General features: G+C 47.0%; 26 protein-coding genes and 3 pseudogenes. 17 read left to right on the forward strand and 12 right to left on the reverse strand.

Features of this window, described 5'->3' with window-relative positions; all coding sequences use genetic code 11:
* Positions 1 to 270: 270 nt before the first annotated feature.
* Positions 271 to 465 (reverse strand): annotated as a pseudogene (locus EHN07_RS20790) (restriction endonuclease); the annotation flags it as partial.
* 2 nt (positions 466 to 467) lie between these two features.
* Between EHN07_RS20790 and EHN07_RS01030 the strand changes: the two are divergent.
* From EHN07_RS01030 to EHN07_RS01045, 4 genes and pseudogenes are all read left to right on the forward strand, one after another.
* Positions 468 to 549, forward strand: a pseudogene (locus EHN07_RS01030) (IS6 family transposase); the annotation flags it as partial.
* Positions 550 to 744: 195 nt separating this feature from the next.
* The gene (locus tag EHN07_RS01035; RefSeq protein WP_148085458.1) at positions 745 to 2,775 is read left to right on the forward strand and encodes an EAL domain-containing protein; all 2,031 of its coding nucleotides are present in this window, start codon (positions 745 to 747) and stop codon (positions 2,773 to 2,775) included.
* Positions 2,776 to 2,839: 64 nt separating this feature from the next.
* Positions 2,840 to 3,000: pseudogene (locus EHN07_RS20570) on the forward strand (helix-turn-helix domain-containing protein); the annotation flags it as partial.
* A gap of 382 nt (positions 3,001 to 3,382) precedes the next feature.
* Positions 3,383 to 4,567: a tyrosine-type recombinase/integrase gene (locus tag EHN07_RS01045; protein ID WP_124022373.1), complete on the forward strand. Its 1,185-nt coding sequence runs from the start codon at positions 3,383 to 3,385 to the stop codon at positions 4,565 to 4,567.
* A gap of 53 nt (positions 4,568 to 4,620) precedes the next feature.
* Here the strand turns inward: EHN07_RS01045 and EHN07_RS01050 are convergent, their stop codons facing one another.
* From EHN07_RS01050 to EHN07_RS01060, 3 genes are all read right to left on the reverse strand, one after another.
* Positions 4,621 to 4,977: an Arm DNA-binding domain-containing protein gene (locus EHN07_RS01050; RefSeq protein ID WP_124022374.1), complete on the reverse strand. Its 357-nt coding sequence runs from the start codon at positions 4,975 to 4,977 to the stop codon at positions 4,621 to 4,623.
* Between the two features lie 49 nt (positions 4,978 to 5,026).
* Entirely contained in the window at positions 5,027 to 6,940 is a 1,914-nt protein-coding gene (locus EHN07_RS01055) for a DUF927 domain-containing protein (RefSeq protein ID WP_124022375.1), read from the reverse strand.
* An 85-nt stretch (positions 6,941 to 7,025) separates the two neighbouring features.
* Complete coding sequence (locus EHN07_RS01060; protein WP_124022376.1) at positions 7,026 to 8,333, reverse strand: tyrosine-type recombinase/integrase; 1,308 nt, start codon at positions 8,331 to 8,333, stop codon at positions 7,026 to 7,028.
* Positions 8,334 to 8,933: 600 nt separating this feature from the next.
* Between EHN07_RS01060 and EHN07_RS01065 the strand changes: the two genes are divergently transcribed.
* The 9 genes from EHN07_RS01065 to EHN07_RS01105 all read left to right on the forward strand — a co-directional run bounded on the left by EHN07_RS01065 (position 8,934) and on the right by EHN07_RS01105 (position 13,476).
* Positions 8,934 to 9,287 carry a hypothetical protein gene (locus EHN07_RS01065; RefSeq protein ID WP_039260984.1) on the forward strand — a complete coding sequence of 118 codons (354 nt, stop codon included), beginning with the start codon at positions 8,934 to 8,936 and terminating at the stop codon, positions 9,285 to 9,287.
* Positions 9,280 to 9,711: a hypothetical protein gene (locus EHN07_RS01070; protein ID WP_124022377.1), complete on the forward strand. Its 432-nt coding sequence runs from the start codon at positions 9,280 to 9,282 to the stop codon at positions 9,709 to 9,711. The genes EHN07_RS01065 and EHN07_RS01070 overlap by 8 nt, the downstream gene beginning before the upstream one ends.
* 47 nt (positions 9,712 to 9,758) lie before the next feature.
* Positions 9,759 to 10,187 carry a DUF2787 family protein gene (locus EHN07_RS01075; protein WP_101778740.1) on the forward strand — a complete coding sequence of 143 codons (429 nt, stop codon included), beginning with the start codon at positions 9,759 to 9,761 and terminating at the stop codon, positions 10,185 to 10,187.
* 58 nt (positions 10,188 to 10,245) lie between these two features.
* Positions 10,246 to 10,710 (forward strand): lecithin retinol acyltransferase family protein, encoded by a 465-nt coding sequence (locus EHN07_RS01080; protein ID WP_023337779.1) that lies wholly within the window; start codon positions 10,246 to 10,248, stop codon positions 10,708 to 10,710.
* Between the two features lie 59 nt (positions 10,711 to 10,769).
* Complete coding sequence (locus EHN07_RS20815) at positions 10,770 to 10,928, forward strand: DeoR family transcriptional regulator (protein WP_369181968.1); 159 nt, start codon at positions 10,770 to 10,772, stop codon at positions 10,926 to 10,928.
* A 74-nt stretch (positions 10,929 to 11,002) separates the two neighbouring features.
* Entirely contained in the window at positions 11,003 to 11,389 is a 387-nt protein-coding gene (locus tag EHN07_RS01090) for a hypothetical protein (RefSeq protein ID WP_244202332.1), read from the forward strand.
* 142 nt (positions 11,390 to 11,531) lie between these two features.
* On the forward strand, positions 11,532 to 12,281 hold the full coding sequence (locus EHN07_RS01095) for a YaaW family protein (protein ID WP_000257250.1): 750 nt from the start codon (positions 11,532 to 11,534) through the stop codon (positions 12,279 to 12,281).
* Positions 12,282 to 12,383: 102 nt separating this feature from the next.
* Complete coding sequence (locus tag EHN07_RS01100; protein ID WP_048227223.1) at positions 12,384 to 13,097, forward strand: helix-turn-helix transcriptional regulator; 714 nt, start codon at positions 12,384 to 12,386, stop codon at positions 13,095 to 13,097.
* A 58-nt stretch (positions 13,098 to 13,155) separates the two neighbouring features.
* Positions 13,156 to 13,476: a hypothetical protein gene (locus EHN07_RS01105; protein WP_124022378.1), complete on the forward strand. Its 321-nt coding sequence runs from the start codon at positions 13,156 to 13,158 to the stop codon at positions 13,474 to 13,476.
* Positions 13,477 to 13,624: 148 nt separating this feature from the next.
* On the opposite strand, the gene EHN07_RS01110 is transcribed toward EHN07_RS01105, so the two are convergent.
* The gene (locus EHN07_RS01110) at positions 13,625 to 14,440 is read right to left on the reverse strand and encodes an ImmA/IrrE family metallo-endopeptidase (protein WP_058841928.1); all 816 of its coding nucleotides are present in this window, start codon (positions 14,438 to 14,440) and stop codon (positions 13,625 to 13,627) included.
* A gap of 7 nt (positions 14,441 to 14,447) precedes the next feature.
* The gene (locus EHN07_RS01115) at positions 14,448 to 14,771 is read right to left on the reverse strand and encodes a helix-turn-helix domain-containing protein (protein WP_048227226.1); all 324 of its coding nucleotides are present in this window, start codon (positions 14,769 to 14,771) and stop codon (positions 14,448 to 14,450) included.
* 264 nt (positions 14,772 to 15,035) lie between these two features.
* On the opposite strand from EHN07_RS01115, the gene EHN07_RS01120 reads away from it, so the two are divergent.
* The 3 genes from EHN07_RS01120 to EHN07_RS01130 are packed head-to-tail and all read left to right on the forward strand — an operon-like array spanning position 15,036 to position 17,309.
* The gene (locus EHN07_RS01120) at positions 15,036 to 15,698 is read left to right on the forward strand and encodes a multiubiquitin domain-containing protein (RefSeq protein ID WP_124022379.1); all 663 of its coding nucleotides are present in this window, start codon (positions 15,036 to 15,038) and stop codon (positions 15,696 to 15,698) included.
* On the forward strand, positions 15,673 to 16,866 hold the full coding sequence (locus EHN07_RS01125) for a ThiF family adenylyltransferase (RefSeq protein ID WP_124022380.1): 1,194 nt from the start codon (positions 15,673 to 15,675) through the stop codon (positions 16,864 to 16,866). Before EHN07_RS01120 ends, EHN07_RS01125 begins: the two co-directional genes overlap by 26 nt.
* Positions 16,863 to 17,309, forward strand: coding sequence for a ubiquitination-like system serine protease family protein (locus EHN07_RS01130; protein WP_208646963.1), 447 nt, complete (start codon positions 16,863 to 16,865; stop codon positions 17,307 to 17,309). Before EHN07_RS01125 ends, EHN07_RS01130 begins: the two co-directional genes overlap by 4 nt.
* Positions 17,310 to 17,969: 660 nt before the next feature.
* On the opposite strand, the gene EHN07_RS01135 is transcribed toward EHN07_RS01130, so the two are convergent.
* Together EHN07_RS01135 and EHN07_RS01140 are read right to left on the reverse strand one after the other, a co-directional pair.
* Positions 17,970 to 18,326: a TehB family protein gene (locus EHN07_RS01135; RefSeq protein ID WP_124022381.1), complete on the reverse strand. Its 357-nt coding sequence runs from the start codon at positions 18,324 to 18,326 to the stop codon at positions 17,970 to 17,972.
* A 252-nt stretch (positions 18,327 to 18,578) separates the two neighbouring features.
* A complete protein-coding gene (locus tag EHN07_RS01140) occupies positions 18,579 to 19,871 on the reverse strand; it encodes an MFS transporter (RefSeq protein WP_167467257.1) in 1,293 nt (430 codons plus the stop codon).
* 427 nt (positions 19,872 to 20,298) lie between these two features.
* On the opposite strand from EHN07_RS01140, the gene EHN07_RS01145 reads away from it, so the two are divergent.
* The gene (locus EHN07_RS01145; RefSeq protein WP_124022383.1) at positions 20,299 to 21,339 is read left to right on the forward strand and encodes an aldo/keto reductase; all 1,041 of its coding nucleotides are present in this window, start codon (positions 20,299 to 20,301) and stop codon (positions 21,337 to 21,339) included.
* 42 nt (positions 21,340 to 21,381) lie between these two features.
* Here the strand turns inward: EHN07_RS01145 and fucR are convergent, their stop codons facing one another.
* Genes fucR through fucI form a run of 4 tightly spaced genes read right to left on the reverse strand, consistent with a single transcriptional unit; the run spans position 21,382 to position 25,853 of the window.
* Positions 21,382 to 22,122 carry an L-fucose operon activator gene (gene fucR / locus EHN07_RS01150; protein ID WP_124022384.1) on the reverse strand — a complete coding sequence of 247 codons (741 nt, stop codon included), beginning with the start codon at positions 22,120 to 22,122 and terminating at the stop codon, positions 21,382 to 21,384.
* Positions 22,123 to 22,150: 28 nt separating this feature from the next.
* Positions 22,151 to 22,573: an L-fucose mutarotase gene (gene fucU, locus EHN07_RS01155; protein WP_124022385.1), complete on the reverse strand. Its 423-nt coding sequence runs from the start codon at positions 22,571 to 22,573 to the stop codon at positions 22,151 to 22,153.
* Position 22,574: 1 nt separating this feature from the next.
* Positions 22,575 to 24,020, reverse strand: a complete 1,446-nt coding sequence (gene fucK / locus EHN07_RS01160; RefSeq protein ID WP_124022386.1) for an L-fuculokinase — start codon at positions 24,018 to 24,020, stop codon at positions 22,575 to 22,577.
* A 54-nt stretch (positions 24,021 to 24,074) separates the two neighbouring features.
* Positions 24,075 to 25,853 (reverse strand): L-fucose isomerase, encoded by a 1,779-nt coding sequence (fucI, locus tag EHN07_RS01165; RefSeq protein WP_124022387.1) that lies wholly within the window; start codon positions 25,851 to 25,853, stop codon positions 24,075 to 24,077.
* Positions 25,854 to 26,260: the final 407 nt, after the last annotated feature.

Below are 26,260 nucleotides of genomic sequence, written 5' to 3' on the forward strand. Positions count from 1 at the left end.
CGGGGAAACCAGGCAGCATACGCCCTCCACCAATCACATGGGGATCTTCACCAGTCAGTCCACCTGCAACAAGCTCTTCTTTCCTTTTCATTTCTTATCGTTACCAGAATCCCCCGTCCTCCACGCCATCATAAAATGGTTTATCCGTAGTACTACTTGAGCTAAACGTATTGGACTGTTAAAGCTGAGTGTCCGCTGTGAGGGATATGCGGGCATTACTAGCAGCATTCTGTGTGAAACAACGGGGAGCAGTCACCGCTTCCCAACCCGTTATTTCAGCGTGCCGAACTGTTTGTTCTTCAGTGCATATAGTCGGTCGAACTCAGCATAGGGCTCTCCCGTTTCAGCTGCGTGCCGGGTTTTAGCGTCCAGAAGGTCGGGCAAAGGGATTCCATGACTCAGTGAGTGGTAAAGATCATAACCACTGACACAGATAACACGCTTCCCTTTACCAAAAGCCGTCAGACTGTAAACACGGTATCAGTTATCGTGAATTACAGGAGATGCTGGCCGAACGCGATATCAACGTCGACCACACCACGTGGGTAGGAGAATTTGGCCATCAAAACAGTCGATTACTGGTTCCCGAAGGGATCTCAAGCACATACTTATGTCGTTTATATAAAAGCACGGTTAAAGCTGGTAATAATTTGGATAAATATCTTTCATATAAAAACAAATGTATAATTCAATTTATACGCAATAATAAATGAAACATTTGTGCTACAAGCCGAAAACAATAAAATGAAAACATCAACACTGCTCACACATTTATCTAAAAACAGAATAACTCAAAACACAGTAGCAAGCACAATATCCATAATGCCATATTCAATGATTAGGGCAATCATTGTTGTTTTTTCTACATTAGCATCAAGTATGGGCTACACCAAAACGTTTGACTGGCTAAATAACCTACAGCTCAGCATGCTTACTTTAATGCCAATTATAATAAATGTATTATTTTCTTTTCATTGGGCAACAAAAAACAAAACGTCAGTTATTTTATCAATGGCTACAAGCCTAACAGCACTAATGATAGTGACAGGGATGTTTTCTAATGAACAAACATTTTACCTAAATACCAGCATCCCAATATCAATTGCTATATCAATAATAGTCAATATTCTGATTGAAAAAATTTCAAGTGCCACTAGGGTGTGGTCAAATAATATTTTCACCAACTTGATAATCCCATCAACCCCATTGATACTGGTTACACTTGCAAGCATCATCATCAAGTTCTACCTACCTATAGACCTACACAATACCTACCAATCCATTTTAGGTTTAATTTATCCTGATAGCTATTTAAATGGGTTGATTTATGAGGTTGTCAGAGGTGCAAGCTGGTTTTTGGGAATTCATGGGCAACTTATGTTTCAGGACGTTGGGTATGAATTCATTAGACAATCAAATATAAACATACAACAATGGGAAAGAGGAGCATCGCCCCTTAATATACTAAATCAGTCATTCTACGATGTATGGTGCTCCACGGGGGGGACGGGTTCAACATTAAGCTTATTAGTATGCTTAATATTTTCAAATGCCAATCAATATAAAAAATTAATTCGAAAGGCTCTCCCGCTATCGTTCTTTAATATAAATGAACCTCTGATATTTGGATTCCCAATAGTGTTGAATCCTATAATGGTCATACCCTTCCTATTGGCTCCAATAGTAAACTATAACATAGCGTACGCAGCAACAGCATATGGTTTAATAGAGCCGATGCATTACCTTGTCGGTTGGGCTACACCACCATTTATTAACTCATGGATAGCTAGTGGTGGAAATTCAACAGCCGTTGCATTGCAAGTTTTCCTTATAGCTTTAGGTGTTCTTATCTATTATCCATTTTTTTATATAATGGAAAGGATGACCAGCTTAAAAATCTCTGATGCAACATCTAGAATACCCACAATAGGCGACAAGTCACAGAAATCATCATTAGATATAAATTTGATTTCAAATCACCACCACCTCAATGAATTTGATGAAATCACTGAGGCACAAAACCAGATAAAAAAACTAACATCATCAGGTGACTTCATTCTTTTCTTTCAACCACAGGTTAGAGTCTTCGACAGAAAAATAACAGCACTGGAAGTACTGTTACGTCATGAGGATAAGAATGGTAAAATAACCCCTCCATACTTTCTTTCTTTCTATGAACGATTAAACCTAATGCCAGAAATGGATTTTTGGGTTTTAGAAAATGCCATTTATCATGCGCGATATAAATTTAAACAGTTTTCAGGGATGACTCTATCGATAAACATCTCACCACAAACAATCACAGACCCAAGATTATTAGTTATTGTTGATGAGGCATTGAAAGATAGTATGCCGACAGGATGGTCACTTGAGTTTGAAATTACAGAGTCTCAAAAAATAACAAACCCCGAGGAGCTAGGGTTTGTTATTAATGTATTACGAAATAAAGGCATAAGAGTAGCGCTTGACGATTTTGGTAGCGGTTACTCCACTTTATCATACCTCTTAAAGTATCGACTTGATAAAATAAAATTAGACAGAACTTTAGTTACAGGGTTGTCATTACATCAAGGGGGCAATTTTTTAAAAAAGGTTGTTCACCTATGCCGTACAACTTGTCCTGTAATTTTAATTGAAGGTGTTGAGACACAAAAAGAGTATGATGAATGCATAGATGCGGGCGTGGATTTAATACAAGGATTCCTTTTTTATCGCCCCATGCCTAGTGATGAAGTAACCAAGATATTATTGCAAGATTTAATAGCCCCAATTTAATATAAAATTTACGATGATAAATCAATCCAGCGTCACGACAAGTTGTGACGCTGGGTGGGGTTGGATATCTCTTTGGCTTGATGAAAGAGAGACGATAACTAGAGGGCTGGTAGCAAAACGCAGTATCAGGGAAATGGCTGATAAATTATCAAGATCCCCTCGACTATTAGCCGCGAGATACAGAGGCTCGGAGGTGAAAATCAATACCGTGCAACAAAAGCTGAAAAGGAAACAAATCATAGACAGGTCACATTGGGGAAACTAAGCCATCCCCTCAACAATTGATTTGCGTATTCTTCTTTGAAATGACCGCTCCTGGCACATAGCCGCCCCACATACAGGCAACGCTACTGGTCCTTATGGCATGTAATTATACCCGATTGAAACACATATTATTTCTGTGAACACTTCCCAACGGCACTTTTCCCCTTCAGACAAGACCAGAATCGGACCGTAGTCTTCTTCTGCTCTGCTCATCATCCTTCGTACCTTCACGCCGAATACCATCATTCACGTTGCCACGAAAGCAACCCGCAACAACCATCAAACGTACCGTGCCGGGGATGGGTCAACCCTGACGTTCTTTACACCAGTCACAGGAGGTAATATGTCCACCCCCAAACGCTTCCGTTTTACTAATCAGCTCATTAAATCACTGCCCCCTAACACATCAGATGCACGCAGCACCGATGCCGAATACAGCGACACCGAGATTTCCGGCCTGAAGTGTCTGGTCAGCAGAAGAGAAGGTCGTAAAAAGTTTTTGCTACGCTACCTCTATCATGGACGAAAACGCGCCATCGCCATTGGTCACTGGCCTGAAGTGGACGTCAATCTTGCTCGTCAGATTGCCATAGAATATAAACGCTCCCTTGCCACCGGCACTGACCCTAAGCAGGAGCGTGAAAACAAGAGAAGGGAGCTGACGTTCGATGAACTCTTTAATCAGCATTATCTGGTTTGGGCAAAATCCGCAAAACGTAGCTGGGGCAAGGATGTTCAGCGCTACCGGGATCATATCCGTCCCGCCTTAGGTCAGGTTCTACTGAGTGATATAACACCAGCCACCATTCTCCGCCTCCAGCAGACGTTAAGCATTTCACTGTCAGCAGCAACCTGTAATCGTGTCATCGTACTGGTTAAAGCGGTATTTACCTGGGCCGGAAGGCAAAGCATTACCTCTGTCCATCCGGCAAGAGTGGTACAGCTTCTCAGGGAGAACAACGCCAGACAACGCTATTTCACCGAGGACGAAATTCGTCGTATTTTTCTCTCTGCCGATAACGATACTAGCCCCGTCGCGGCCCGCTATGTGAAACTACTGCTACTGACTGGCCTTCGTCGTGATGAACTGCGTCTGGCAAGGTGGGAGCATGTTGACACGGTCAAACGCACCCTGTGGCTCCCGGAAACCAAGAATGGCTATGGACGGATTGTTCATCTTAACTCACTGGCGATGGACGTAATCAGAACTCTGCCAACACAGCGCGGAAATCCGTGGTTGTTTATCGGTAAAAAACAGGGCATGCCGCTGAGTAACCCGGTTAAAGCCTTTCAGCGTATCGTGCGTCGGGCGGGAATTTTCGACAAGGAAGTGTGTATTCATACCTGCCGCCATTCGGTTGCCGCCCTCATCGTGTCCTACGGCGGAACACTGTATGACGTTCAGGCTCAACTGGGGCACCGCAGCAGTCAGTCTTCGCAGCGATATGCGCATCTTCACCCTCAGCGTTTACAGAACACCAGTCAGTTACTGGCGGAAAGGATAACGGCTCAGCTACCGTCCTTGTGATAACAGAAAAGCAGAGGCAAATGCCCCTGCTTTTTTTACTGTTCAGCCATCAGTCAGAACGGGATGGCCCCATATTCTTCATCCGGCACCCGGTTATCATCAAATGCGTTATAGACTTCACGTGCTCGTTCACGTGCGACGTTAACGGACATACGTGGAAACGTGCCGAGGGGTTCATAATAGCAGGCCCCTTCACGCGTATAACGAGCCAGGAATTTAATCTCACCGTTGGCAATGACGGCCCGGAGCGCAGGCTCGCTGCCATCGAAGATTTCACGAGAAATGCCGTGATACAGGCACTCCGCCAGTGTGTTAAACAGAGCGTAATTATTGAATGACGTGTTTTCTTCATTTTCACTGCTGATGGCGTGAGGAAAACCCTCATAGTACTCGTCTGATTCAGGAAACATACATCACCTTTTATTCGTTGTGGTTCAGTCAAAATGGTTATATTCAGGGTTAAAATTCGTTCATCACATTGCATTTCAGAAATGCTTTTGTGACCTGGTAGTAAGATTGCGCCATCGTCTTCAGCGCTCTTTTTTTATAGTGACCCGCACTTTCACCAAGCAGATAACCGGTACGCTCTAACGGTCTGGCCACATCAACGGTCTTAAGTCCCTTTTCAGAGCAGAGTTTTTCAAACACCGATTCATAAATCAGGAAGTCGCCGGTTTTATGGTGAACGAATCCCCACATATCCCCCGGGCATCGGGCATGTTCTTCACGCAGGGTGATAAAGTGCCTGCTGCTTTTTGTCACCAGAGTCAGCTGAAGCTCCTCCAGCATGTTACGTACCGGGTTATACTGATTATGGTTATCATCCAGCCAGCGCCGTGCAGCTGACATCACGGATTCAACCACCGCATCGCTTTCGAAAGGTAGCAATCCATAGTCCAGCGCTTTCTCTCCTGCCAGCCACACCAGCGCAAATCTTCTCAGTCCACGCCGCTGAACGCGGGTAATATCGCGCCCTTCATCTCTCAGGGCCTCTTCCAGTGCGTTACAGCAGGCATCTGTCTGTTCCTGGAGCCAGGATGAAAACTCTGCATAAGTGCGAAGACTCCCATCCGCATTATTCCCGGATAACAGCTTGCCGATAAATGCAGGCCCGGCATGACCGTAAGCCTCTCCCAGCCCAGTCTTCAGTGCATCTGCACGGGCACGTGTTTCTGATACCGGTTCATCCGGTTTTTGAGCATCCTCAGGCAGCAGCTCCATACTGATGGCCCTGTGCTCCTGCCCTCCCTGTAACACGGCTTTCTGTTCAGCCAGCTTTTCGGATATTGACATCTCACCGGTGGAGAGAATAAACATGCGCCATTTAAACGGCTCATCTGCCGTCAGGCCACGGTTCAGGCGCTCTTTTGCCGTACCTGACGTAATGTTGTAAAGCAGTGAGGAAAGTTGCTTATGATTACTCGCACCCAGCTCATCGACGCAGGCGACCAGACCGGAATAGTCAGCGAGAAGGCGCTCCATCGCGTTAGGCGTGGTATTCCAGCGAATAATATTTACATTCCCCCCACTACCCGGCTCGCTGCCATCACCATGGACCGATGCAGCCAGCATCAGGAGAAGCGTTTTACCGGTGGTGGATACGCCGTGAAAATGAAACATGCCCACATCCATACCGGCAGGAACCAGAAGCATCGAAGCAAAGGAGGCACTCAGCGCAAAGGTCTGCGCCCAGCCATGGGCATTTTCCCGGATGAGGTTAATCCACTCCTCCAGAGCCCCGCCTTTGTGCAGTCCGGGACGCACGCGGAATCCCGGCAGCAGATAATCAAACCCGGTCAGAGAGGTCACAACGGGCTCATGACCATGTAAAAAGGCCATATCCTCCGAAACGAATCCCATTGCATCTGCCATCAGATAGACAGGCAGCGGTAAACTCCGGCAGCTCTGAATAAAACGGTCAAAAAGAGCAAGCTGCTGTGGAGAGGGGCCAACACAAAATCCACGACCTGCCAGTCTGCCCATAACCTGAGCACCACCCTGAACAATATCCTCAAAGCTCACCTGGGCCTTAACATACTTACCCAGCCCGTTACCGGTCATCAGGCTGATCCCAAGACCGGACTCCTTATCTTTTCCACAAAACAGGGCGACAGGCACAACTGGCGTGGTGCAAACCTGCACAGGTTTCTGTCCACCGATGTAGAAAAGGCCATCAGCCGTATTCACATAATGCCGTGGCAGCCCATCACCAATACCGAGTAAAGCGATATCATCTTCACCGACCTCAGTGTTTTCAGCACGCCTGATAATTGCTTCCGACATTTTGTTGAAATTTTTATCGCGGTCAGCAAAAGCGCGAATACGCTTAATCCCGGAAACCTTAGGAACATTAATTGTCACTTTTTTATTCATGTGTATTACCATCAAATTACGCCACCGTCAGAAAACGGGTGACATTTGAACCCTAGTTAAAAGCCATGTCGTTGAATGCAGGTTGTTACCCCATCGCCCGATTAACGACTTCGTGATAACGCGCCGGGGAAGCGTGCAAGTAAAGTTCCGTTACTTTTATCGTGCTGTGACCCAGTAAGTCTTTGACGGTGTGAATGTCGGCCCCGCTCTCAATGAGCTTTGTCGCAAAGGTATGTCGCATCTCATGGATGGTGAACGGTGGAATACCCGCAGCCTCACAAAGCCGTTTTTGCAGGCGACGCGGCTCAGAAACCGGATTGTCGGTCCCCTTGCCCGGAAATACCCAGCCTTCATCACCCAGATGCTGACGCTGTTCTGTCAGAAGAACGAAAGCCTTATCACATACCGGTACACGGCGGAGTTTGCCGTTTTTGGTATGGCGAAGGGTGATAACCTTCCGGATCCAGTCCACATCCTCAAGACGAAGATGACGGGTTTCCCCCAGACGCAGCCCCGTCAGGGCAAGGAACATGAGCAGAGCAAGGGCTTCATGATCGGGTTTACCATTACGCCAGCGCTCACAGACGTCCATCCAGCGCTGAAGCTGGGAGTCATCCATGGCACGGCGATCTGACGTCACTTCAGGCAGCGCTTTGATATAAAGCGCCGGAGAGCGGCTGATGTATCCCATGCGTATAGCCCAGGTAAACACCGCTTTAATGAGCGCCAGATGGCGGTTGCGGGTGGCAGGCTTGAGATCGAGATTATGCAGATAGCTCAGAATATCTGCCTCCGTCATACCTGCCAGCTTTTTGGCACCGAGAAGAGGGCGCAGGTATTTACGGATCTTAGAAAGGTCGGTGTTAGCTGAACGCTTAACCCCCGTGCTGAGTACGCTTTTCTCATACTCATCCACAAGCTCATTAAACGTCATTTTACTGTGAGTAAGAAAACGCTCACCATAAGTCTCAACGGAAGCCTTAAGATCCTGAATTATTTTAAAGGCATGCTCCCTTGCGTTATTAATGGAAAATTCAGGGTAACTTCCTACGGAAACGTAAACATTTTTTCCGCGAATACTTTTGCGGACAATAAACTTAATGCGTCCGGATGAGTGGAATATAGCCTTAAGCCCGGTACATTTTGTATCGCTGGCTTCGATAGTCCGGCCAGTTTGTACTGCACGGATTTTATATTCATCAAGAAAGGCTTTAGTAAAAACACCTCCAGTATTTTTAGGTGCAACCTCTGAATATTCTATAGCATTAGATACTCCTTGGTCGGAATATCCATGAATCTCCGCATCTACATTGAAGGAATTTTTATGAGCAGCAGCGATGCTCTTTTCATCCAGCGCTTGCGTTATTTTATTTAAAGGGTAATTAACATCCATAATATGTACATGGTCCTCTGAAAATTCAGATGATAATGAGTAAGTTAATATGTCGGCCAACAATGGGATAAGCTTATTTATTCGTGACATCACTTTCAAGCCCATGAAAAATCAGCTCTTACATGCCCATTGACATTTAATACTCAAGTCAGAAAGACCATGATGATTCATCAGGAGTACTCCTGCTCAGGGAAAAGTGAAAATAGCGTTAAACCATATAAAAAAATTGTGTTCCGGATGCGTCGCCCAAAGTAAGTCAACTTTTGAGGCTCTGAAATAAGAAAATGGTGATACACCTCACCGATTTTCGCCTGAAAAACGACCTCATAAGGTATTTAAAATTAATACTTTTTAAATCAATAGATTAAAGTAATGGTTTTGACAATATGCAGCCCAACTTAAGGGTGAATCAACCTTTCCACAATCAAAACCACACTCTATTCATTTTTTATTATTGTGACACTCGTCACATTTCACGCCTGCGGGTGCTTTGATTTTGTACATTCACAAAGCTCACCCACACCAACGACTATGACCGTAAAAAACCTCTTTTTATGCACATATTATCTCCATGTAAATCAATTCATTATGGAGATAATCATGTTTAAACTCACGACCCCCACCAGTCTTCCCCTTCTCAACCTGCCCGCCTCCGCACTGGCGTCCCTCAGCAATGAAATCCTCGGCCCCGTCGATGATATCGACCTGTTTACCGATTTCTGGAACGAAACGGGAACCCTGCTCTGGCATCTCAACCACGATGACACGCTCCCCGAAGACCCGCTGCTGGCAGTCGCACTGGCTAACCCGGAATACGTCACCGCACTTGATGATGGCTGGTATCTGCTTCTCGGTATCGTCTGTGATAACGGACAGGGTATCTATCTGGTGTTCCCGGACTCGACTGTTATCACTCAACTCCAGAACCTGATTGAGGCGCTGAACCATGAGTAAGAAAAAAATCGCTACCGAAGCCGCCGTCACCGAAAGCTATACCGTGTTCTACAGGGGTGAAGCAGATAAAATCAGCCCCCACAGCAAGGGACTGCTGACGTATGAGCTGGGTAGAGAGGATGAAACCGGAAGCCTTGCCCTGCGCTTAACCGCCAATGGCGAAGGAGGCCTGTTCTCCCGTGAATGGATAATGCTTGATGCTATTCACGCCATTCTTGAACAGCAGCAGGACAGCTTTCCGTCGCGTGTGTTTCGACCACTATTTGGTCAGGGCAGCACCAACAACGCCGGGTTTCTTGCCGCCGTACTCAGAAGTCCGGATATCTGCCTTATCGAAGCGGACAGCAGCAGACTCTTTATGCACCGCTGCTACGCCGACTGGCAGCACCGTCTGACGCAGCTTGCCGCAATCAGCCAGGACTAATCCCCCGCTTTTTCTGTGTTCCATACCCCTTAAAAAGGAAATTCACTATGTCATCACCCGCTATATTGCAGGGCGGCTATGTGCTGCCGCTCTCCCGGTCGTTCACCCAACTGCTTCTGGGTATCGTTGCGCAAAAACCGCCCCATCGTCACCCCATCACCGGATTAACCATTAACTTTCGTGACCCTGAATACTCACCGGAAACGGGTGGCTGGCATCCGGTCGAAATACGCCTCATCCCTGCCGGAGAAGACTGGCAGCTCGATTACGTCACCGATTTTCACTATGCAGGACATCCGTGGCCTGAGCTTGAAAAAGATGTCGATGTGAGCTGGACGCAACAATACACGTGGCTTTCCCGTTGTGGCGATATCTCTCATGTCGACGCCCGTGAGTTCTGGTCGCTATGGGAAAGTAACTTTATGGCGTACCACGATATGGGGGTTTTCACGGTCCGTACGTTGTGGGAAAGCTGAGTGTTCACTCCGTTTCCCACGCATCCCCCTCTCCCCCCGTAGTAAGGAACTGAATGTTATGTACCGGCTTCTGCTGCTGAACTTCGTGGATTCATTTATCGATAACTGCATTCTCTCCTGCGTCGATGAACCGGCTTACGGTGGTATCGTGCAGTGCGAACTGCTTTTTGGCCTTGCCGCACACAGCGGTATCTATGTGGGTAACGGCGATATTGTCCATCTTGATGGCGATGGAACCGTTATCAAAAGTAAGGCCAAAGGGTTTCTTGACCGGCTCGATGGCTGGAACTCCGCTATCTCGGTGTATACCGACTGTATGGATTTGACGCCTCAGGGTTGTGCGCGGGCCGCTGAACGGGCAAAGGCGGCAGTGGGTCAGCGCTATCCTTATAGCCTGCTCGACTTTAACTGCCACCGGTTTACTGCCCGCTGCGTTACCGGCGATTCGTGCCCTGATATCTGGCTTGCCAGACACCTCGATTCTTTTCAGAAAGGGGACCGATGGCGCGTATGGCAACGATGAAAGCCAGCCGTTGCAGGCAACGTGTCACCGGACAGGGAGAACGGCTTATCCGACTGACCATGGCCCTGTTTTACGGTCAGACAATATCTGTTCGCTACATCATCCGGCAGTTTGACGTGTCTCCCCGTACAGCAAGACGGGACCTCACCCATCTGGCCTTTGTGCTGGAATCCGCTGGCCCTCACCTCTGGCGACTGGCTCCCTCTCTGAAACCCTGACTTTTTTCTCTGCCGGACATATCCTGACCACCCCGTATGGCAGGCTGTCTCCGCTTTTCAATCCATAAGGGAACATGATGAAAATTGCTAAACTGTTAACCGCCACACTTCTGCTTTCAGCCTTCAGCCACAGCGCATTTGCCGACGAGCAGGCTGACGCTCAGATGATAACCAACTCGACCTTCTGTGCGATATACTCCACCCGCCTGACCCAGACCAGTGACAGTGGCCTTCAGGTAAAAGGCGTCAATCTCAATGCCCGCTTCAACGGACCGGTATTCAACCGGGTACTTCAGGTGATGAACAAAACCTATGGCAGAACCTGGCTCGAATCAAATGCCCGTAACGGCAGCATGACCGCCATGCAGCTTTCGCAGTCGGAGCTGCTCTATAACCCGGAATATGCCCGGCAGTGCGATGCCTTTGCGGATAAAGTGGAAAAGGAATGGCGCGGAAAGTAATCCCGACGCGTTATACCTCCATCCGGTGAACAGAAACCTGCTTTCGGGCAGGTTTTTTTTACTTTTTTATTTTTCAGGCGGACAAACCCTGTCCGGGGGCTTCCTTAAACTGTCAGGTCCAATATCCGCTATGAGGTGAAATATGGCTACCTACCGACACGACCCTGACCTTGAGTTTCTGCGCCACTGCCATCGTGACGATCTGGATTTACTGGTTTCTGTGCTTATCTGCGATCCGAAAGACGGACTGGCACGCATCACGGAAACGCTGACCTATGATCCTCAGTATAAAAAACACAAACCCAACCACCCGCGCTACTGGGATGCCATTGCCGCCGAGGTTCAGACGTTTGGGGCGAACAGCTTTGCCACGCTGCTCCGCTGGGGTAAAGGGGTGCTGTACCGGGAAATTCTCACCGATGCCTGCGATAAAATGAAGGTGAACTACAACAACAAATCCAGTGTTGAAACCATTGAAATGAATCTGCTGATGAAGATCCTGGAGAAAAGTCTTGAGAAGATGACGCCTGACCAGCTAAAGACCGTGGCGGAAGAATTGCAGACAGGCTACAGCAACCCCACGCCGGAGCTGCTGACCATGGCAATCCAGGCGGGGATTAAAACATCCGGGTTTGCGGCCTATCAAATGGCACTTGTTGTCACAAATGGTGTGGCGAAAGCCCTGTTAGGCAGAGGGCTGACCGTTGCAGGAAATGCCATGCTGACGCGTACCATGGGCGCTTTTGCCGGTCCCGTGGGCTGGGTGCTCAGTTCTCTCTGGCTGCTGATTGATTTAGCCGGTCCCGCATACCGGGTGACGCTACCATCCTGCATTTTTATTGCCTACATGCGCCAGAAGCATCTTTATTCACCTGAGAATACTGACGTTTAGCACTTACATTTAAGGTATTCAGACTTTAAAAAACTTCAGAGGGCGGACAAATCCTGTCCGCTACTGCTGGCATTATTTCCCGGCTAAATTCGGAAATGATGTATGACGCTGATAACACAAGAAAACGAACATGACAGACTGGCAACCCGCCTTTCCATCATCCTGAGCCGTTTGTTTCAGGGTGAAAAGCTGCATATCGGGACGCTGGCAGAAGAATTTGGAGTGACGACGCGAACGCTGCGACGGGATTTCAACGTCCGTCTGACGTACCTTGATATTGAACAGAGCAACGGCGTGTATCAGCTTGCTTCGCATTACTTTCGTCGCCGCACGGAACGGGATATGAAGATACTGGCGAGGTTGCTACATCTTGACCGTCTGTTACCCGCGATGGACGCCAAACTGCTGAGCCTTCTGCTTGACGGGGAGCACCCTTCACCCTACAGGATTATGCTACCGGAGCCGCGCCAGAAACCCACACTGTTCGGTGATTTCAGCAGACTAACCCTCGCCATACTTAACCAGACGCAGGTGCGTATCAGAACCGACGAAAACGTCAGCCATACCGTTCATCCCTATCGTCTGCTTTGCAGCCATGCGGAGTGGTTTCTTGCCGGATGTACGTCATCGGGCGTGTTCGTTATCTCCCTGTCCCGAATCAGGCTGGTTGAGGTATTACCGGATACAACGTTTGAAATCGATAATGCGCTCATTTCGCTGATTGAACAGTCTGACTTTATGGAAGCCTTACCACACATGAACATTATTCATCAGATAATGCATTACAGGAGCAAACAGGCGAATAATCGTAATTAAATTCACAACATATTATTAGTGATGATTAAATCACATTAACATGATAAGTGAGAAAGTTATGATTATCGAAAAAAAGTATGCGCTTGTTGATACAACTGCAAGACTCAACGCTGACCTGAGGGATTATGAACGTGAAATAAACAACGCCGCCACTATAACATTTGGCAATGACCTCATTGAGGTAATCGTATATCAGTTCAGCTTTGTCATCAAAGTCAGAACGAATAGTGAAAAGATCAAGCATGGTCTTCTTGTTAACTTTGGTAAAAACATAGCAAGACAGGTTTCATCCCTTTGTGAGTCCGCAATGCGATTCTACCCGAATGAAAGACATAAACCGAGCCGTCAGCTTTTTAGATGTATAAATAAAAATTCGTGACATTCATTATATATAGAAAGATAATTAGTGATGCATTTCAGATAGTAAGCCTTAATATTCCAATATCAAGGCGAGGGTTATACTAAACAAGTTAACTCTCGCCACAAATGAAATTAATAAAAAGCATTATGAATGACAATTTATCTAATCATTCACTTTCAAGTTCAAGCACACCCAGAGTATAGTCATATCCTTCAGTTGCAACAAACACATGTTCAATTAAATGTAAATCTTTCGGTTCATCAGGAAACCATAAATTTGCTGGCTGTTTTTTACTTTCACCAACAGGATTCGTTGATAATGAGGACATTAATGAACCCTCTGGAATTGATATAGGTGGAACACCTTTTGTTTTGATATATACTTTGCTTTTATATGCTTTTTGGTTAGAGGAAGCCCATAAAATCATACCATCCCTAGCTGCGACAACTACAATTCGCTTTGGAAGAATTTCCTTCAATTTCAACGCTGCAGCCATAAGAGATACATTATATCTATTGGCGCAGTGAATAAGTAATTCGATACTAAATTGCTGATGAGATGTTTGTTTTCTACAATCGTCCAAAGGCATTAAAAGATATGATGCAAATGTATCTGCCTCATTTTCTATATCGCGGACTGATAGAGATTGTTCACCAACTATAGATGTACATAAAAATTCATCCATTTCAGCACGATGCAACATGTAGTGTCCTAACTCATGTGCAATCGTAAATCTTTTACGACCTTCTGAACGAATATTTTCTTTATATAAAATCATCCATTGGCTTTTATTTGGATGTTTAATTAAGGCACCTTCAAAATTATCAACATCACTCTTTTTTATTTTCACTATAGGATCACTAGGAGAAGTTTCTTTAGAATACTCTAGCGCTAAAGATTCAACATCAACAGGAAACCTATCCTCTCCCAAAAAAATGCTCAGGATCTTTGATAACTTATTTGCCTCTGCCTTTGGCTTCATTTATTATTCAATCCTCGTCATCCCAGACATCTATTAACTTCCTCACTTTTTTCTTATCGCTATCTGAAAGACCTTTATATTTCCTAAAGAATGCCTCATCTATTACATCCTCATCAGGATTAGCACTTTTACTTTCGAGTAAAAATTGAGGTGTCACACCTAATGCTTTTGCTATATTTTCTATCTTTTCAGCCGAAGGGTTAGAGCTTTCCCTATTTTCTAACTCCCAAATATAGCTTTTACTTGTTCCAGACAATTCAGCAAGTTTATCAATACTAAATTTCAACTCCCTACGCCTTGCATTGATTTTATTACCCAATGTAGAACTCATGCTTTCTCCTTGGTGCTCTATTACTCGTTATAAACATTATCGTTTTGAAGTTAGCCAAAACATATGCCTATTAGTATAGCGAACATTTTTGTACTTTTACATAGTAACTATTGAGCAAAAGATCAACACATTTTCGATAAAGAGAACGATAAAAACACACTTGACCGAACGAAAAAATCGATCAATGATAGCTGCAAGTTCGATAAGTCGAACAAAATCGTTCAATATCTCTGCCCTTACAGAGTTCTATACCCAGGAGAACACATGAAAAATAAATTCATAAAAATCAATGACAAAACTGTTGAGATCGATGATCTCACTCCTACAGGGGCTCAAATCCTTCTTGTAGCTGGTGTCAAAGACATTGTTGAGTATGTTCTGTTCCAGAAGCTGAAAAATGGTTTGCTTGAAGAGATTCGTCCTGAAGAAAAAACGACTCTCGATAAAGAGGGGGTTGAAACGTTCCTGATGTTTAACTCCGATCGCACTTATCGTTTTACACTTAATGGCAAAATGTTTGATTGGGGAGCACCAAGCTTAACAGGGGCCACAGTAAAATCTCTCGCAGAGTGTGATTTTGACAGTAATGACGTATGGCTTGAAATGAAAAATGAGAAAGACAAACTCATTACTGACCATGAACATATTGACCTTACTCAGCCAAATGTTGAGCGCCTTTATACCCAGGAAACCAGTATTAACATCATTGTCAATGCAAAAATGCGGGTCGTAAATCGCCGCGTGATTAGCTACTGGGATGTTGTTCATCTGGCATATGAACATGCCGAAAATAAGGAAACATCAATCTATTCTGTAGATTACGCTAAAGGGCCAATTAGCAATCCAGAAGGCTCAATGGTTGATGGTCAATATGTTCAATTAACCGACGGGATGATTTTTTATGTCACTCAAACTGATAAATCTTAATCCTTGCCTGAAAAGACTTCAGGATGAGGGCTATGAACTCGAAATTAGAGATGGTTTCCTTATGGTTCACTCAGTACCATATGTAAACTCCAATAAAGAGGTCCTGAAAGGGACCCTTATCACTAATCTTGTTTTAGTATCCCCCGATGTTGTTGGTAAACCTAATACACACCAAATGTATTTCAATGGGGAACATCCCTGCCACCCTGATGGAAGAATATTAACAGCCATTCAGCACACCACTCCAAATCAAACACTTGGGAATGGCATCATAGGGAATCATTGGTTTTCCAATAAACCACCGTCAGGTAGCTATGATGATTATTATCATCAGATTACTAGTTACGTTAGGGTTATTGAGAGCCAAGCCAAAGCTATTGATGAAAATGTTTCAGCAAAAACATTTATTTCGCATTACCTTACTAATGATGAAGACATTTTCACATATCAAGATACAGCTTCAGCTCGTATTGGAACTGTTCAGCTCAACAATCTAATTGCAAATCAGAAAATAGCTATTATCGGGTTGGGTGGAACTGGCTCTTATATTTTAGATATGATATCTAAGACCTGTGTAAGTGAAATACACTTATATGATAAAGACCAATTCCAACAACATAACTCATTTCGTGCTCCTGGTGCCGCATCGATAGATGACTTAGAAAAAAAACAAACAAAATGTGATTACTATTATCAAACGTATAGTAATCTGAGAAATGGAGTCATTCCTCATAATGAAATGCTGTCAGAAACTAACTTACATGAACTAATTAATTATGATTTTATCTTCATAAGCATAGACAGCGCCACTTCACGTAAGATGATCACTGATTATCTATACCAACATAAAATCAGCTTTATTGATGTAGGTATGGGATTAAGTTTTACTGAAGACAAAAGCAGTATTTTCGGCACTTGTCGTTCTACATTATATACAAAAGATATGGATGATACGCCTTTAAAATCACTGCCAACCATATCAAGAGATGATGAAGTATACAGATCAAATATTCAGTTGGTAGAATTAAACTGCCTAAATGCAGCATTTGCTGTCATACAATGGAAAAAACTATTTGGTTTTTATTGTGACGACATGAGTTCGTATGAAATGACTTACAGTTTAGGGTTAAACAAAATAGCAAATAAGGTTATGGAGAGAGTAGAATGAAAACTCTATCCATTACTTTTACTGAATTTATCCCCGAGAAATTAGAAGAAGGCATCCTGTATGTTTCGATGCCATATTCTACGATAGCTCATCTATGTGCATGCGGATGTAAGAATGAGGTAATTACTCCACTTTCTCCACTTGATTGGAGTATGACTTATAATGGAAAAGAAATTTCATTACATCCATCTATAGGAAATTGGCAATTCCCATGTAGATCTCACTATTGGATAAGAGGCAATAAAATTGTCTGGGCCGGAAATATGCACAACGATATAATAGAAAATAATCGTAGTGCAAACTTAGCATTAAAAATGAAGAAATCTGAAACAAATATTACTTCACATAATTATACTGAAACCGGCATGAACGATAAACCTAAGCAAACCTCTTATTTCAATCAATTAATGAACACAATTAGAGAGTGGTTAGGATATAAGTAAAATCATTCTCAACCTTATAAGCAGCGCTTTAACATATGAATTTGAATCCAAGGAGGAAAAGTACTCCCTATTTCAATTAACTCAATTAAAATATTCATATCCATTTTCTCATGAATAGTAATTTTCACTTCTCAGTTAGCAACAAAAATACTGGTTACCAAGGCTCTTGGTGCCGATTGCATCAAGAGGAGATAACCACCGTGATAAGCACAAGTAGTGCCGCTATGTTACCTCTTGCAAGGTAGAATTCTGGTAAGTTTAATTTGATTACTTTGCAACCGAGTATGAAATGATGCCCCTGTGAGAACATTTTTTTGATAAGGTAATCCAATGAATCTATCTTTTACATACGCAGAGGAAAGCAGTTCATAGGCACTTTTAAAGGGATTGAAAATCCCCGTGTCCTTGGTTCGATTCCGAGTCCGGGCACCACTATTTAAAGAAACCAGCCTTAGGGCTGGTTTTTTGCTTTCTGGGGTTTCGGGCTTGCGTTCGATAATTCGTCGCATCCCTGCGACTCACCCTAAGCGCATTTACTAACCATTATTTGTGGGAAATGGTGAACAGCGATATCCCCGTATAAGCAAGTTTGAGAGGGTTCTGGAGCTGTACTTTTAGCTCTGGTTATCCCGATGTTAAGGGATTGATGAATTCAGAAGCTCAGCTCTTCGCCGTATTCACCACCTGCCCAAACCCTTTCCCTTCAAGCTCGGCTTCCGGGGCGGCAAAGAAATCGATATTGAAATAAGTATCGTCGCTCAGCAGTTCAATGCGGTGCCAGTACTGCGGTGGGCTAACGCCAAAATGCCCCGCTTCGATCACCACTTCTATTTCAGCAAGCGTGTCATTTTCATTTTTGAAGCCGATATATTTTACCGCCCCCGCCATCACCGACAGACGCCCATAGACATCTTTTTTAGTGTTGTGGTGAGTGAGCAAGGCTTTTGGAACCGACTCTTTATTCCAGAACGGAGTTGAACGAGTGTGTTTGTAATCTGCCGGAATGCGCTGTGCCATGGTATTCTCCAGAATTAAAATGTATCTGGTGTATATAGAGCAAGTTGCATGCCAAAACTATATCTACCTGTATTTAATGGTTTTTATAAACGGATGAAATAATTAACATGTCATTATGACAATAATCATCAAGGTCAATTTGACTGCTAACTGTCAGATTGACTGCCACCAGCAATCGCGTACGTAAACACATCGAAACGGCTACTTAACAATAAACATTTTTAGAGGCTTACCTCGTCCCTGAGGCCTGAATCATTTAACCGATTTAATCGGCACAATCAGACATGCCGATAACACCACCATGGCAATAGCAAAAATAAACACCGCGCTGTAGCTCGTTGTGACGCTCAAAATAAACGCTCCGAGAGGAGTGACAATCATCTGTGGGCATTTATTGGCGATATTCAACACGCCCATATCTTTCCCCGCATTGGCACCTTTTTCAGGTAGCACCTGGGTCATCAATGCCATATCTATCGACATATAGCAGCCGTAGCCCAGACCTATGACGCCCGCCATAATCAGCATTGATATTTCATTTTGCATAAATAATGGGAAAAGATATGCCGACGCCATAATTATTGAGGAGATAATAACAAACGGCTTACGCAGCTGAAGTTTATCAGACAGATAACCCGAAACCACCGCCGATATAATTAGCATCACTAACTGGATGCTGGCCATCACCCCAATAATGACGTTGGAATCACTTTTCGACAGATTAATATAATCACGCAGAATATAAAGCTGATAATTGACGATCAGCTGGTAGCCCAAAAACATAACAAAGCGCCCGGCGAAGGCCCAGCCAAAATCAGGATATTTCGTTGGGCTTACCCAGAATTGAGTAAAGAACGTTTTCCAGCAAAATGGCTCCCGGGGCATACCTTCGCTACTTTGTTCACGATTAAATAAACAAGATGCCAGTGAAACAACAAAGATCCCAACGGCAAAGAAATAGAATCCAGCAGCTAAGTCGCGATTGGCTATCCAGCCGCCAAAAATAATGCCGAGCGTGCCACCGCCGGTCTGCGCTGCGCCAATAAATCCGGATGCCACACCACGTCGCCTCTCTTCAACTCGGTCAGGTAAAGAAGCGGAAAGCGGCCCCTGAGCCATATTGAGCGCAACGGCGGCAATCACCCAAAAGAGCGTCAAGCCAATGATAGTCGTTTGATGGGCCACCATAGCCAGCGCCACCCCGCCAATAAATGTTCCGCCAACTATCCAGGGCGTCCGGCGGCCAAAGCGAGAGCGAGTCCGGTCCGAAAGAGCCCCTGCTAAGGGTTGGTCAAAGAAGGTAAATATCGACACCACCGTCATAATAACCGCCAGTACGGCAACTTTATCGCCACCGCTAGCCTCGGTTATTTGCTGCACTTGATTGGGTAAAAATACCGATATCACCGCATTATAGAGCGCCAGCAAGAACATAAAATTAGTCGACAGCGAAATTAAAAAGCGAACGTATCTTTTTTTACTGCTGCCCTCGCCTGCTACGGGATCATAAGTTTGCGGGGGCGATGGGGCGAATTTATCAGACATATTACTCTCCTCTCTGCGCGTTATTTTCCGTATGGCCCTTATGTCAAAATCAAAAAAGAGTTCCGGCGATAACGTTACTGTAAAGCGCATTGATGGATAGCGTGATGGTTATAATTCCCCACGGCATGGACAAAATTCTCAAGTCAATAAACTTGTGAGAGGTGTCAAATACCAGAAAATACCCCCCTCTCGCTGCCTCCAATAAGTTTCACCGTACCATGCGTTGCTTAATCGGATAGCTGCATTTTTCATAGCCTGTAACTAACAAAAGATAGCAACGGTCAGCAAGCAGTAGTGGGATAGCCAGAGCGCCATCACGCCGCCAGAGTGTGATCTACCCTGAGCCTTGGGGTTTATGGCATTGCTGTTATCGCCCGGCGCGCTAAAATAGAAACAACGTTTCAAAACACAACTATAAGGAAACATCATGCCGTACCAGGCTTCCCCTTCCCGTTACGAAACCATGCAATACCGCCGTTGTGGGCAAAGCGGCCTGAAACTCCCTGCGCTTTCGCTTGGCCTGTGGCATAGTTTCGGCGATGTGAATACGCTGGATTCGCAGCGTGCGCTGCTGCAAAAAGCCTTTGATTCAGGCATCACCCATTTTGATTTAGCCAACAACTACGGCCCACCGCCAGGATCGGCAGAAGAGAACTTTGGCCGTTTGCTGCGTGAAGATTTTGCCCCCTATCGCGATGAGCTGATCGTCTCTACTAAAGCGGGCTATGACATGTGGCAGGGCCCTTACGGCTCCGGCGGCTCGCGTAAATATCTGTTGGCCAGTCTGGATCAGAGCCTCAGGCGCATGGGACTTGAGTATGTCGATATCTTCTATTCACACCGCGTCGATGAAAGCACGCCCATGGAAGAGACCGCAGACGCCCTTGCTCACGCGGTACAAAGCGGCAAAGCCTTGTACGTCGGCATCTCATCCTATTCTCCGCAACGCACGCAGCAGATGGCTGACCTGCTGCGCGCATGGAAAATCCCGCTGCTTATCCACCAGCCGTCCTACAACCTTTTAAACCGCTGGGTGGATAAGAGCGGTTTGCTTGATACGCTTGAGCAAAACGGTACAGGCTGCATCGCCTTTACTCCGCTGGCACAAGGTTTGTTAACCGGTAAATATCTGAACGGTATTCCTGACGGCTCGCGCATGCATATTGAAGGGAAAAGGGCGCGTGGCCTCACGGAAAATATGCTGTCGGAAGCTAATCTCAATAGCCTGCGTTTGCTCAATGAAATGGCGCAACAGCGCGGCCAGACCATGGCGCAGATGGCGCTAAGCTGGCTGCTTAAAGATAACCGGGTGACATCGGTTCTGATTGGCGCCAGCCGTACCGAGCAGTTAGAGGAGAATGTGAAAGCGCTGGAGAATTTGCACTTTAGCGCGGAGGAGTTAGCCGCTATCGATCGGCATGTCGCTGACGGGCAATTAAATCTTTGGCAGGCATCGTCAGATAAATAATCGAAAGCTTCGCTGATACTTTCAGCGAAGCTTTTAATAATATTAAGCTGTGGGTTCTGCGGTAGCGCAAAACGGTTTTGTATCGCATTCCGTAATAATTTCAGTTACATCAGTCCGCTCGCCAATCCGCACTTCACTGACGCGATCAAATTTGCTTTTATCGATAAGCAGCAAAGACTGTGCCGCTCGCTTGAGCAACACCGTTTTATATTCAGCATTCCAGCTGCGTGTATCCCATAGCGTCCCGGAACTGTCCACGCCCTCACAGGAAAACAGGAACAGGTCGATATCCAGGTTTTTCAGCCCGGCGGCCAATGGCGCATTGATATAGCAGGCATATTTTCGCTGAAGTAGCCCACCGCTGCTAATCAACTCGATGTGCTCACGTTTGGCCAACGCCTGGCAAACCCGTTCGCTGTTGGTAAAAACGGTGAGCGCAATATCAGGAAGCAAACGGGCCAGATACCAGCAGGTTGAGCTGGCATCCAGCGCAATCACCATCCCCGGCACAATCCAGGCAAGCGCGCGATGGGCAATTTCCGCTTTGCTATTCAGGTGGCTTTTCAGGCGCAAATCGAAAGGATCGCCACTTTCATCAGCACCGCGGTTAATGCTTTTCGCACGCCCGTGCTGGCGCATGATTTTTCCCTGCTTTTGCAGCAAACGCAGATCGCGCCGCACCGTTTCCTGGCTCACCTCCAGGCAGTGAGCCAGCTGTTGGGTGGTCAAATTGCTGTACTGCTCAACCAGTTGCACCAGCTGCTGATGGCGTACGGTTTTCATAGTGGCATCTCCCGGCAATGCCCGGATATTAGGGGGTGACGCCCTTCTTTAACAAGATGTTGCCGTACTTCGCCCGTTCCCCTGTGATGACGATCGCAAAGGCATGCCGAGCGCGTTCATAAAACGCATAACGATCTATGCGCTCAATCGCAGGACCAGGCTCACCGTTGAACAGAGCCTGGCGGTAACGCAGCTCAACCCGGCTATCAAGTCCATCTCCCATAACCGGTGCCATCATCACCAGCGGCGGCGCATAGCTGTCCAACTCAAAAAGCGGGATCGTTGCCGCCAGTAAATCACTCACCAGCACACCGTCCGCGCGTATCACCTGTGGGCCGATACTGTGCGCGGGAAAATGCGCATCGGCGAAGATAATTTCATCCCCATGCCCCATTTCAGCGAGCACCTTTAATAGCTCGGGGGAGATAAGCGGCGAGATATTTTTCAGCATGTCACACTCCTTTTTCCACCATATTGCGATAAGCCTCGCATTGTTCGCCAGGGTAAAAATAACGGTACTGATAATCGACCCGATCCCGCGCCTGCTCAGGGGAGCTAAACGCGCCGCAACCAGACCAGGCAAACATCGCCGCTCCCAGCACCGTGGTTTCAGCATCGGCCAGCACTTTGACCGGCAGGTCGAGAATATCGGCTTTTATCTGGTTCCACAGCGCGTTACGGCTGCCGCCCCCCACCAGCAGCAGCTCTTGCGCCTGAAAACCGCCGATAGATTGCAGAACCTGCAAATTATCCCGTAACTGCCAGCTGAGGCTTTCCAGCGCCGCACGATAAAAATGCCCACGTGTTGTTGCCAGCGTCGCTCCCGTCCAGCCTGCATGTGACGGGCGTGCCATTAATCCGCAATTCATCCGCAACCCTTCGCACCCCGGCTCAACCTCCTGCGCTGCCGCAATCATCTGCTGATAAACCGGCCCGGGTTCAACATCCTGCCAGTGAAGCTTACGCACCCACTCCAGCACGCCGGAAGCGAGCCACTGTAAGCCCGGATTATATAAACCCGGCAAACTATCCAGTTCACAGGTTGAGCCTGCATAACGCGGCAACAGCGCGGTATTAACCGTCTGGCTGCGCGCCATTAAGATTTCCCAGGTTCCGGAAGAAAGCACCGGCTGCGCAAGCCCGACACCCGAGCCAAACAGCGCAAACTGCGTATCGTGGCCCGCTGAAATGACCGGTATGCCCGGCGTCAGCCCTAACTGCGAGGCCATTTCGGGCAGCAAGGTGCCGATCGCCTCGCCGGGTATCACCTGGCGCGGGAATAACCGTTCAGGTAAACCCACCGCCTGCAAAATGGTGCTGCTAAAGCAGGCTCTATGGATATCCAGCATCTGGCTGGTGCCCGCCATGGTGCGGTCGGTAGTCAGCTCGCCAGTCAGGCGCTGGTTAATTAAAGAGGAAATAAACAGCCACGCCCCGGCGCGCTCAATCAGTTCTGGATACTGCCGTTTAAGCCACAACAATTTATAGAGCGTGTTAAAGCTGAACTGGCCGACGCCCGACAGCGTTTGTAAATCCTGCGGCGAAATCAGGCGGTTAATCGCCGCCATGGTTTGTACGGTGCGCGGGCATTTCCAGCTAATAATCGGGTACAGTAATTCACCGCGCTCGTCGGTTAGCGCCCCGTCTACGCCAAAAGTGGTCACGGTCAGGGCTCGAATTTCCCAGCCGCTCAGCTGCCCCACAACCTGCCGGCAACAATGCTGCAGACGCTGGAGAATAGCGTCGAGGGACCAGTCGTACCAATGCGGGTTTTCCGCTGATAGCTGGCTTTCGTTGGCAACGGCGGCCTGCGCGACGATTTTCCCGCCGCGATCCACCGCCATCGCCCGCACATTCGTTGCCCCACAATCCAGTACCAACACGGCTTCTTGCATCATCGATGCCTCCTGCTTTTCAAGGTCGCCATTGGCAAAATGGCGGCACTGGCGTGTTTAACGTTGATAAAGCGGGCCGTAGTTCTGACAGGCGCGATAATCCTGACCTTCGCTGTCCATACCGTGCGCCGCCCATGCGGAAGGGCGATAGATCGCCTCGTCCACAACGTTATGCATACACACGGGAATGCGCAGCATTGAAGCGAGCGTAATCAAATCCGCGCCAACATGGCCGACGGTCAGCACGCCGTGGTTCGCGCCCCAATTTGACATGACCGACCACACATCTTTGAACGGGCCAACGCCGGTGAGACGTGGGGCAAACCAGGTGGTCGGCCAGGAGGAGTCAGTGCGTTTATCGAGCGTGTCGTGAACCTCTTGCGGCAGATCGATGCTCCAGCCTTCGGCAATTTGTAGCACCGGCCCCAGGCCTTTGATCAGATTGATGCGGCTCAGAGTGAATGGCACACCACCGCGCGTCAGGAAGCGCGATGAGAAACCGCCGCCGCGGAAATATTCATGCACCGCGGGGCACCATTCGGTTGCGGCAAGGCAGGCATCGGCTTCTTGCTGGCTGATTTGCCAGTGCGGTTTCATGGTTGGGTTTCCGGCGTCATCCTGCTGGCGACAGGTGCCATCCAGCGCCGCCGAACCCGAGTTAATCAGGTGAATAATGCCATGTTCGGCACGCCCGGTGAGCGCTTTCCCCGTCACACGTTTAACCACCTCCGGCGACCAGAAAGTACGCACATCGGCAAATATCTGCGCGGTGCCCGTCAGCAAATGCCCGAACAACATCGCCGCCCCATTCAGGCTGTCGTTTTCGGTGGCAACAACGTAGGGCTGGCGCACGCCATTCCAGTCAAATGAACTATTCAGCAGGGCTTCTGCGGTATCGCCATTAGGATATTGATCGGTCCAGTGCCGCTGCCCCTGAAAACCTGCGGCAATGGCGTTATAGCCCAGCGACTCTTCCACGCGCCCTTTTTCGGCAAGTTTCGCATTCCCCTGCATCATGTCTCTGATACACATCGCCATCAGCAGGCTTTCACGTAATATCGCGTGGTTTTCCTGTTCTGTGCGGTGGTGCTGCTCGGCGTTTTTATCTTCGCCGTACCTGAAGTTTTTCTCCGCCCAACTCAGTGCCAGCTCAAACTCTTGTTCATCATAGATTTTATGGTCGATGCGCCGGCGCAGTTCGGTCATATCCACCGCCTGCACCTTCATGCCGAGATAGGACTCAAAAAAGTTGTGATCGACAATCGACCCCGCGATCCCCATCGAAACGCCCCCCACGGACAAATAGCTTTTGCCCTTCATGCTGGCGACGGCAAGGCCTGCGCGTGCAAAACGCAGCAGCTTTTCCTGCACATCAGCCGGGATAGACGTATCGTCAGCTTCCTGCACGTCATGGCCGTAGATTGAAAACGCTGGCAAACCTTTTTGATTATGCGCGGCGAGTGCGGCGGCCAGATAAACCGCCCCCGGACGCTCGGTGCCGTTAAAGCCCCAAATGGCTTTCGGGCGCAGCGGATCCATATCAATGGTTTCGCTGCCGTAGCACCAGCATGGCGTGACGGTGATCGTCAGCCCGACGTTCAGGCGGCTGAATTTTTCGTCACAGGCGGCGGATTCGGCCATTCCGGCAATCGTGGTGTCAGCAATGACACAGTCAACGGTCATGCCGCAGGCATGGCGTAATTGCTCACTAAGCAGCTGCGCCGTGGCCTCAGCCATCTTCATGGTTTGTTGTTCAAGGGATTCGCGCACGCCCATTCTGCGGCCATCAATCACCGGGCGGATGCCTATTTTGGGTAAGGAATTAATATGGTTCATAAAGGAGCCTCATATTGATAAAGCTGTTATTTGTGAACGAGATAAAAGCACTTACGCACGCAGAGAAAGCGTGAATAGCGTAAAAAGTGAAAATAGCTAACTCGAATTAGCATAGAGAGTGAGCCATAAAATCGACAATGAAATTATCTTTGAATTGTGATGGTTTTCACGAGTTTTAACTTCCAGGGAAAGTGTTAATAAAGATAGTTTCCCGCACAAAGAAATAATTAACTTATTTTCAAAGAGATAAATTATTGATGCCGCGCCGCGTCACAATTTGATAGCAAATTATTTGTCGAAACCGCCGAGTTTGAATAGTTTTAAAACGGTAAAGCTAACTCGAGTTAGCGATTCTTGCAGTTCAAGGGGCTTATACACCGAGAAAATCGGGACGTGGGCCATACGCA

Source organism: Buttiauxella warmboldiae, from assembly GCF_003818135.1.
Taxonomy (GTDB): Bacteria; Pseudomonadota; Gammaproteobacteria; order Enterobacterales; family Enterobacteriaceae; genus Buttiauxella; species Buttiauxella warmboldiae.

Excerpts from the sequence above, each read along its gene's own strand:
- EHN07_RS01035 (WP_148085458.1), top strand. The coding sequence starts at position 745 with ATGAAAACATCAACACTGCTCACACATTTATCTAAAAACAGAATAACT.
- EHN07_RS01045 (WP_124022373.1), top strand. The coding sequence starts at position 3,383 with ATGTCCACCCCCAAACGCTTCCGTTTTACTAATCAGCTCATTAAATCA.
- EHN07_RS01050 (WP_124022374.1), bottom strand. The coding sequence starts at position 4,977 with ATGTTTCCTGAATCAGACGAGTACTATGAGGGTTTTCCTCACGCCATC.
- EHN07_RS01055 (WP_124022375.1), bottom strand. The coding sequence starts at position 6,940 with ATGAATAAAAAAGTGACAATTAATGTTCCTAAGGTTTCCGGGATTAAG.
- EHN07_RS01060 (WP_124022376.1), bottom strand. The coding sequence starts at position 8,333 with ATGGATGTTAATTACCCTTTAAATAAAATAACGCAAGCGCTGGATGAA.
- EHN07_RS01065 (WP_039260984.1), top strand. The coding sequence starts at position 8,934 with ATGTTTAAACTCACGACCCCCACCAGTCTTCCCCTTCTCAACCTGCCC.
- EHN07_RS01070 (WP_124022377.1), top strand. The coding sequence starts at position 9,280 with ATGAGTAAGAAAAAAATCGCTACCGAAGCCGCCGTCACCGAAAGCTAT.
- EHN07_RS01075 (WP_101778740.1), top strand. The coding sequence starts at position 9,759 with ATGTCATCACCCGCTATATTGCAGGGCGGCTATGTGCTGCCGCTCTCC.
- EHN07_RS01080 (WP_023337779.1), top strand. The coding sequence starts at position 10,246 with ATGTACCGGCTTCTGCTGCTGAACTTCGTGGATTCATTTATCGATAAC.
- EHN07_RS20815 (WP_369181968.1), top strand. The coding sequence starts at position 10,770 with ATGGCCCTGTTTTACGGTCAGACAATATCTGTTCGCTACATCATCCGG.
- EHN07_RS01090 (WP_244202332.1), top strand. The coding sequence starts at position 11,003 with ATGATGAAAATTGCTAAACTGTTAACCGCCACACTTCTGCTTTCAGCC.
- EHN07_RS01095 (WP_000257250.1), top strand. The coding sequence starts at position 11,532 with ATGGCTACCTACCGACACGACCCTGACCTTGAGTTTCTGCGCCACTGC.
- EHN07_RS01100 (WP_048227223.1), top strand. The coding sequence starts at position 12,384 with ATGACGCTGATAACACAAGAAAACGAACATGACAGACTGGCAACCCGC.
- EHN07_RS01105 (WP_124022378.1), top strand. The coding sequence starts at position 13,156 with ATGATTATCGAAAAAAAGTATGCGCTTGTTGATACAACTGCAAGACTC.
- EHN07_RS01110 (WP_058841928.1), bottom strand. The coding sequence starts at position 14,440 with ATGAAGCCAAAGGCAGAGGCAAATAAGTTATCAAAGATCCTGAGCATT.
- EHN07_RS01115 (WP_048227226.1), bottom strand. The coding sequence starts at position 14,771 with ATGAGTTCTACATTGGGTAATAAAATCAATGCAAGGCGTAGGGAGTTG.
- EHN07_RS01120 (WP_124022379.1), top strand. The coding sequence starts at position 15,036 with ATGAAAAATAAATTCATAAAAATCAATGACAAAACTGTTGAGATCGAT.
- EHN07_RS01125 (WP_124022380.1), top strand. The coding sequence starts at position 15,673 with ATGTCACTCAAACTGATAAATCTTAATCCTTGCCTGAAAAGACTTCAG.
- EHN07_RS01130 (WP_208646963.1), top strand. The coding sequence starts at position 16,863 with ATGAAAACTCTATCCATTACTTTTACTGAATTTATCCCCGAGAAATTA.
- EHN07_RS01135 (WP_124022381.1), bottom strand. The coding sequence starts at position 18,326 with ATGGCACAGCGCATTCCGGCAGATTACAAACACACTCGTTCAACTCCG.
- EHN07_RS01140 (WP_167467257.1), bottom strand. The coding sequence starts at position 19,871 with ATGTCTGATAAATTCGCCCCATCGCCCCCGCAAACTTATGATCCCGTA.
- EHN07_RS01145 (WP_124022383.1), top strand. The coding sequence starts at position 20,299 with ATGCCGTACCAGGCTTCCCCTTCCCGTTACGAAACCATGCAATACCGC.
- fucR (WP_124022384.1), bottom strand. The coding sequence starts at position 22,122 with ATGAAAACCGTACGCCATCAGCAGCTGGTGCAACTGGTTGAGCAGTAC.
- fucU (WP_124022385.1), bottom strand. The coding sequence starts at position 22,573 with ATGCTGAAAAATATCTCGCCGCTTATCTCCCCCGAGCTATTAAAGGTG.
- fucK (WP_124022386.1), bottom strand. The coding sequence starts at position 24,020 with ATGATGCAAGAAGCCGTGTTGGTACTGGATTGTGGGGCAACGAATGTG.
- fucI (WP_124022387.1), bottom strand. The coding sequence starts at position 25,853 with ATGAACCATATTAATTCCTTACCCAAAATAGGCATCCGCCCGGTGATT.